Raw genomic sequence first — 6939 nt, 5'->3', positions numbered from 1 at the left:
AAGCCGTTGCTCCTGTAAAACTTTCTTTCTTACGAACAGTCATCCCTGTAATCACCACATCTTTCATTGCAGTTTCTGATATTTCAAGGGTAACTGTTAGATTTTTATGGCCGTTTCTGATTCGTACCTCTCTGGTATTGTAGCCAATATAAGAGACCACCAGAATATCATTTTCAGAGTTGACCACAATTTTAAACTCACCATCTTTGCCACTGGCCACTGGTTTTCCATTATAGCCTTTAATTCGAATAGATGCTCCCGGAATGGGCATTCCGCTTTCGTCTTTGACTATCCCTTCAATGAGTATAGGGTCCTTTATGTGCTTTTCTTCAATGACCACCCGGTTGCGGATCACAATTACCTTATCTTCTATAATGTAATTAAACGGCTGGGTGGCAAAGCAGGCATCAAGCACTTCTTTTAAACTGGCATCTTCTGCCTTAATATTTACAGGTCTGGATTGCTCCATTTGTGCCATAGTATAAACAAAATCATATCCAGTCTGCCTCCTGATTTCTTTAATCACATCCTGCAGGGAAGTATTTTTTTTATCCATAGTTACTTTTTGGGCATAGCCCGCTGCACTGACCTGTATTAAACAAGATGCGATAATTATAATGGTTAGGTTAATCCGCATTATATACTTTTTATGGTCTGCATGAAGTATCCATTGAACAATGGATGCCGTGTTTTGCAGAATTGTGCCTGCTACATAAGCAAAATGCTTACGCTTAAATAGCGTATAAAATTTCATACATTTGGTTTTAATCCCAAAGCTCCGCCATATGGCGCACGCAAGGGAATGGTTTGTGGTTAAGTTGATAAAAATTGTAGTAGATTATATTCAAAAGCTAACCCGGCCATCAGCCAGGGGTGGGTCCAATCACTCCTGGTTTTTTGCCTTGTTTAGTGTAAAACTATGGCATAACAATAACCCTCCTTCCTTCAATTTTGAATTTAACACCTTCGGTTTTCTCCAATACTTTTAGTACCTGTGCTAAAGATCGGCTCCTGGAGATTTCAGCACCAAAACGAACATCAGGGACGCTGCCTTCGTAGATGACGTCTATATTATACCAGCGGGCAAGTTTTCTCATGAGGCTAAAAATGTCTTCGTTATGAAAGTTGAACACCCCCTGTTTCCAGGCAACCGCTTCTTCGGCGTCAACTTCAGTTACATTTATTTTTCCTGCTGCAAGGATAGATTGTTGTCCTGGCTTTAGCACTACACCATAGGCATCCCGGCGCTTCATACCGCTACCGATTCCTGCAAGAATACGGACACTTCCCTCCAGCAGTGTTGTTCTGATACTACCCTCATCGCTGTAGCCATTTACATTAAAATGAGTTCCGAGTACCTCTATTTCCTGATTTGCGGTCTTAACATGAAAAGGATGTTGCTTATCTTTTGCTATTTCAAAGTAGGCTTCGCCGCTTAAAATTACCCTGCGCTCTTTTTGAGTAGCGAAAGAAACAGGATATATAAGTTTCGAAGCTGCATTCAGCCATACTTTAGAGCCATCAGGCAAACAAACCTGATACTGTCCACCGTTTGGTGTTTCAATGGTGTTGGTTGCAGTCATCCCACCCTCAGCATGGTGCAAAGTATAGATCACTTGTCCATCTGCAGTTTTAGAAATTTCCACACCGGATTCTTTGGCAAGAGTACCATTAGCCACATCGGTTAAAGACAGTTTTTGACCATTAGCCAATGTAAGATAAGCTTTATTACCGCCTGGCATAACGTCATTTACAAGATTTTTCGTTGAATCTCTTCCATCGGCACGGCGAGGTGAATAATAGGATATATAAAAGAAGATACCCAAACCAACAATCAAAAGCACCGCTGCTGCTGCCGCTATAGGAGACCAAAGTCTTCTTACTGTCTTTTGACGATCAATAGCCTGATCAGAAATCCTGTTCCTGAGATTTTGATAAACCCTGTCAATCGAAACTTGTAAGTCCTGTTCCTGAGAGGCAGAGCCCAAATCATTTTTATCCAATTCTTGTGCAACCAGTTCATTTAAAGCCCTCACATCAGGACTATGAAAATGCAGCATCAGCAGTTCCAATTCTTCCTCTGAGCAGGTATTTTGCAAGTATCGCTTAAATAAATCTGTTAATTCCAATGTTTTCAAAATAGTTCTCTTTTAACCTTATGACGAATGAGGCTTGCTCATCCTCTGCTCCGATGAAAAATATTTTTATTTTCTTCATCGAGCATTTAAAATGCCGGCTAAACAATCAGTTATGCAAGGCTATGGCTACAGCCGCCATCAGCACCGCGTAGTCTTTATCTGAAAGATGCTCCTTAACAGATTTGGTTGCCTTAACAATATGATCACTAATGGTAGAACTGGAAATATCGAGTAACTGGCTTACTTCCTGGTAGCTCTTCCCCTCAATTTTACACATCAGATAAATCTTCTTACGCTGCGGCGGTAGTGCCTCAATAGCTTCTTGCAGCAAGGCTTGCGTATCCTTTAAATCCGTAATCTCTTCTGTATTGCTATAGAATGCTGTAGAAACCACACTAAGATGGGCCATTAAATTTCTGTCAAACGCTGCCCTTCTAAAAAAATCCATTACCAGATTGTAAGCAATCTTAAAAAGGTAAGACTTAAAAGAATTCTCCACATTTAAGGCTGCTCTTTTTTCCCAGACACGCATAAATACATCTTGTAAAATTTCTTCTGCAAGCGCTTCCTGCTTAACAAGTCTCAAAATATTCCGGTAGATCCTTGGGCTATAATGTTTATAAATGAGATCAAAGGCATTTGAATCCCCCATTTGTAGCTGCAAAAGGATCTCCTGCTCATGCTCTAATACCTGTTGCCCCTGGTTAAACATTTGGTTTCAATTATTGGTTATATGAGATTAGTTGTTTCAGGGGCCAATGTTAATTATTTTTTCCTTAAAATTTAAAGCCCACCTTAATTTATATTACACTATCCCAGGTCGCCCCCCTCTGCAATTTGCGACGAAAAACCCTTATACCCTGCGGAAAGGCCTCAGAGATCTGGGCGCTCTTCGCGCCCCTGATATCGATAGCCTCGAAGTAGAGTCTAAGGGTTTTTCAAAAAAATTCACCCCCCCAACTAGTTACCTTTAACCTTAATCAGTAAATCGTCCATTTCCTTTACCTTCTCCGGAAACTGCTTGGCCAGATTTTGCTTTTCACCAATATCAGATTTTAAATTGTACAATTGCGGCTCTTTTGAATTACCCGATTCAATCCCCACGTCTTCCATATAAACTTTACCCGGATGAGGCTGTATATACTTCCAGTCGCCCTGAATAATAGCAGTTGCATCCCATTGGCCCTGTTCAATCAAGACCTTACGTCCCGTTTTATCCTTCCCTAAAAAAGCAGCCAGCAAATTCTCACTGTCTCTGGCTTCCCCGGCAGGAATACTTTGTTTCAACAATCCAGCAAAAGAAGCCAGTAAATCCATTTGACAAACCAGCGCATCAGAAACCTTACCCTCTGTCCGACCGGGCCAGCTTACAATAAATGGCAAACGCGTCCCCCCTTCTAAAGCACTATATTTTCCTCCCCTCAATGGGCCTGCAGGATTATGCCCATTTCGCATGGTCACGGCACCATCCTGATAACCATCATCCAGTACCGGGCCGTTGTCACTTGTAAAAACGATCAATGTATTTTTATCCAAACCAGAAGACTTTAACTGTTTCATCAATTGACCAATGGTCCAGTCCAATTGTAAAATCGCATCACCACGATAGCCCAACCCACTTTTACCTTTAAATTGTGTGGCAGGCATACGCGGTACATGAGGCTCTGTTAGCGTGTAGTAAAGAAAGAAGGGCTGTTTTTGGTGATCTTCTATAAATTGAGCGGCTTTTTCCATAAACGTACTCGACACCTCCTCGTCTACCCAGCGTGCCTGATGCCCACCGCTCATAAAACCTATACGGCCTATGCTATTAACAATTGTGTTGTCATGCCCCTGGCCAGGAGAAGATTGCATTTTTAACAATTCCGGATGTTCTTTACCCGTGGGGTCATTGCCAACTTTCTTTTGATAATCCACCTCTATAGGATCAGCAGGATCCAAAGCTACCACCCGATGGTTTTCCAAAAACACCGTAGGTACCCGGTCTGCAGTGGCCGGAAAGATGAAAGAGTAATCAAAACCAACCTCAACAGGTCCGGGTTTAACTTCTCCATTCCAGTCCTTTTCTACTTTCTCCCCCAAGCCCAGATGCCATTTACCCACAATAGCGGTCGCGTAGCCTGCTTGCTTAAACAATTTGGGGAGTGTTATTTTGTCCTGAGGTACAATTAAAGCTGCATCACCCGGTAATATTCCGGTGCCCGTCCGTCGCCATGGATACTGTCCGGTCATCAACGCGTATCTGGAAGGTGTACAGGTGGCAGAAGTAGAATGAGCATTGGTAAAACGCAAGCCCTGCTGTGCCAAGCGATCCAGATTAGGGGTATGTAATTTGGTTGCCCCATAACAGCTAAGGTCTCCATAACCGAGATCATCAGCATAAATATAAATCACATTTGGTTTTTGCTGCGCAGTGACCGGCAACAAAACCGACAAGACCATAAACAGACTAAAATATATCTTTTTCATGCTTCGATATTAGATTTTGTTTCTATAGAAAGTATTTTCAGGAATAGCCTGCTTTTTGATAGACGGCCCTTCCCATTCCAGTTTAAGATTCCGTTTTTTAAATGCCGCACTTGTAAGGTAAGACAACTGAAAAGGATGCATCCCTGCTTTTAAATAAACTTTTGCAGTTTTCACCTCAGCTCCTTTATATCCGTAGTCTTCATCAATTAGCGCAGCTTCGTGCAAGCGGAAAAAGGCTTTGGTATCTGCATTTAAATAGAAAGTATATTCGCCATCTGCAGGAACATGCAGATAACCCTTAAAAATATGAACTGGGTGTTTTTTGAGGGTATTTGTTCCGATAACTTTAGCCACAGCTTTTTCTGCAATTTTAAGCGTAGATACATCGGGGATCCAGTTAAACCTTCCCTCATAAGACTCCGTTTGTATACCCTGGACCACCTGTTTAGCCTCCGTAGCTGGAACAAAAGCCTTATCATAAGGTCTTGGAGCAGAAGCATCTGCCTGTCTTACCTGCAAGACCTTATCTTTCATAGCCTGCTGAATTTTAGAACCAGAGTTCAGGCGGCCAGCCAGATTTTTAGTCTGTCCGGGGTCGTTAACCACGTCATACAATTCAAAATCATCCTGGGCTGACTGAATATTATAACGCACACCAACCGTATCGCCCATTCGCATCATTTGCATCTGGTTTCGTCTCCTCCCCCTATGCTCGGGTGCAAACTGTTTAAAATCAGGTGTTTTTCCTTCTTCAAAATACTCTACATAGACCAGGCTCTTTTTTTGTCCCTTCTTTTTAAGCAGAGCAGGCATTAAGGAAACACCATCCGTTCTGGCTGGAGCAGTTATTCCGGCTGCCTCTGCAAAAGTAGGCATCCAGTCGTAAGAAATATTAGGTGAATTGACACGACTACCTGCTGGAATGTGTGTAGGCCAGGAAACAATGACCGGCATCCGCAAACCACCTTCCCAGCAATCCCTTTTTATCCCATCAAAAGGGCCAAAACTACCGAAAAAGCTAGGTTGAAATGGTACATATTTTTTAGGCAGATAGGACTCGATGGAAGGGCCATTATCAGAAGAAAATACGACTATGGTATTAGAATCGATATGCAGGTCTTTTAACAATTGTACCAGATCGCCCACCTGATGATCAATCCGGCTCACTACAGTAGCGTATCTTTTATAAGTGTCATCATAAGCCGCATTTGCATAAACCGGATCTATCCAGGAATCTACTGTTCCGGAAGCCGTATTGATCATATGCCCTGGGGTTCCCAGCCATTGTAAGCCTCCTTTTAACCCGCCGCCTTCAGGATAAGCCTGTGTAGGTAGTTCCAGTACAGCATGTGGGGTATCATAAGCCAGGTACATGAAAAAAGGCTGATCTGCTTTTTTACTGTTTTGATGTTTTATGATCCAATTTTTTGCTGCTGCTGTCCAAAGGTCTCCGGTATAGCATTTATCAAAATCCTGGCTCTTTTCGGTATAGTTGTCCCAAATCTCTTTCTTGCCCCTGTACACGCCCTCCTTAGGATAATGCTCATGTCCGTCGCTATGCCGCATATAACCAAAATAGTCATCAAAACCTCTTTTTAACGGATGGGCAGGCCAGTCTGGCTTTTCATTTACACCCTGCAAGCCCCATTTACCAATGGCCGTGGTTTGATATCCGGCCTGTTTTAAAACATTGGCCAGGGTATAATTGTCTTCGAGAGCTTTATCAAATTGATTGTCCCTCACGTTTGCATGGCCCTGGCTAACCCCAAGCATAATGGACGCACGGGAAGGTGCACAAACCGGGGCTGCACTATAGCTTTGGGGCAGAATAGCCCCCTCTGCTGCAAGCCGATCAAGATTTGGGGTAAGTTCCCAGGGCTCATTTTGCTTATTTGCCTGAGCCCTTTGATTCTGAAAAAACACTCCTAAATCTCCGTAACCAAGGTCATCAGTGAGTATAAAGATGATATTTGGCCGGACGTTCTGTTTTTTCTGTGCAGCAGCAGGAACACCTGCAAATGCAGCTACAGCAAGTAAAGCATAGGTTTTTAAACGGTTCGAATTAATAAGATCTAACATTCATGTGGTTCATTGATGTGGCTAAAGCCACAAGTTAACCAGAATTTAGACTTGCCAAAGATGAAATATTTACACAAACGATTGCATGAATACGTTTGTGTAAATATTGAGGCTATAAGGTACTTTTCAAAGGCGTGTACTTCACTTTCTTCAGGATGTACCCTGCATTGGGTGCACCCGTTTTAAAATAGACCCGGTTCATTGGTTTCTGAGGAAAAAAGACATCAGTCATTACGGTCAGTCCGCCATCTGC

Annotated in this window: 5 protein-coding genes; all 5 read right to left on the bottom strand. The window is 42.6% G+C overall.

What is annotated here, in order from left to right; genetic code table 11:
• Positions 1–754 (bottom strand): STN domain-containing protein (locus tag VNZ46_RS12280; RefSeq protein ID WP_325560425.1); only part of this gene is annotated, 754 nt, incomplete at its 3' end.
• A 163-nt stretch (positions 755–917) separates the two neighbouring features.
• Positions 918–2138, bottom strand: a complete 1221-nt coding sequence (locus VNZ46_RS12275) for a FecR family protein (RefSeq protein ID WP_325560424.1) — start codon at positions 2136–2138, stop codon at positions 918–920.
• Positions 2139–2244: 106 nt separating this feature from the next.
• On the bottom strand, positions 2245–2850 hold the full coding sequence (locus VNZ46_RS12270) for an RNA polymerase sigma-70 factor (RefSeq protein WP_325560423.1): 606 nt from the start codon (positions 2848–2850) through the stop codon (positions 2245–2247).
• 248 nt (positions 2851–3098) lie between these two features.
• The gene (locus tag VNZ46_RS12265; protein ID WP_325560422.1) at positions 3099–4607 is read right to left on the bottom strand and encodes an arylsulfatase; all 1509 of its coding nucleotides are present in this window, start codon (positions 4605–4607) and stop codon (positions 3099–3101) included.
• Between the two features lie 9 nt (positions 4608–4616).
• Positions 4617–6686: a sulfatase-like hydrolase/transferase gene (locus VNZ46_RS12260; protein WP_325560421.1), complete on the bottom strand. Its 2070-nt coding sequence runs from the start codon at positions 6684–6686 to the stop codon at positions 4617–4619.
• Positions 6687–6939 lie beyond the last annotated feature (253 nt).

This window comes from Pedobacter sp. (genome assembly GCF_035566355.1).
GTDB lineage: Bacteria > Bacteroidota > Bacteroidia > Sphingobacteriales > Sphingobacteriaceae > Pedobacter.
Note: the sequence above shows the minus strand (reverse complement) of the source record. Positions and strands in the feature narration are given on the sequence as shown.

Excerpts from the sequence above, each read along its gene's own strand:
- VNZ46_RS12265 (WP_325560422.1), bottom strand. The coding sequence starts at position 4,607 with ATGAAAAAGATATATTTTAGTCTGTTTATGGTCTTGTCGGTTTTGTTG.
- VNZ46_RS12270 (WP_325560423.1), bottom strand. The coding sequence starts at position 2,850 with ATGTTTAACCAGGGGCAACAGGTATTAGAGCATGAGCAGGAGATCCTT.
- VNZ46_RS12260 (WP_325560421.1), bottom strand. The coding sequence starts at position 6,686 with ATGTTAGATCTTATTAATTCGAACCGTTTAAAAACCTATGCTTTACTT.